Here is a 335-nt window from a genome sequence, read left to right as displayed (position 1 = left end):
TACGTCGATCTTGATAACTTTAAATACGTGAATGATAAATACGGGCATGAATTGGGAGATAACTTATTAAAAGTGTTCTCATCACACATCAAGAATGCTTGTCAAAAGTTCTCGCACGATTACAACAGCCCCTGCTTTGCCGCCAGGTTATCTGGTGACGAATTTGCAATTTTGCTGAGCTCAAATCAAGAAGTAAAACGCTTGCCTGATTTGCTTGCATCAGAGTTACTAAAACCGATTAGTAATCTCAGTTCATCTTGGAGTAATTCATTTCCCGTTACGGCAAGCGTAGGTATTGCACAATATCCTCAAGACGGTACTGACATCGCGAAGTT

1 protein-coding gene is annotated in these 335 nt (G+C 40.3%); it reads left to right on the top strand.

Annotation, left to right across the window (positions count from 1 at the left end):
- Positions 1-335, top strand: a 335-nt coding sequence (locus IQR33_RS25680; RefSeq protein ID WP_193844180.1) for a GGDEF domain-containing protein, incomplete at both ends; no start/stop codon positions are given.

It is taken from the genome of Vibrio sp. OPT46 (assembly GCF_015163535.1).
Lineage (GTDB): Bacteria > Pseudomonadota > Gammaproteobacteria > Enterobacterales > Vibrionaceae > Vibrio > Vibrio alginolyticus.
Note: the sequence above shows the minus strand (reverse complement) of the source record. Positions and strands in the feature narration are given on the sequence as shown.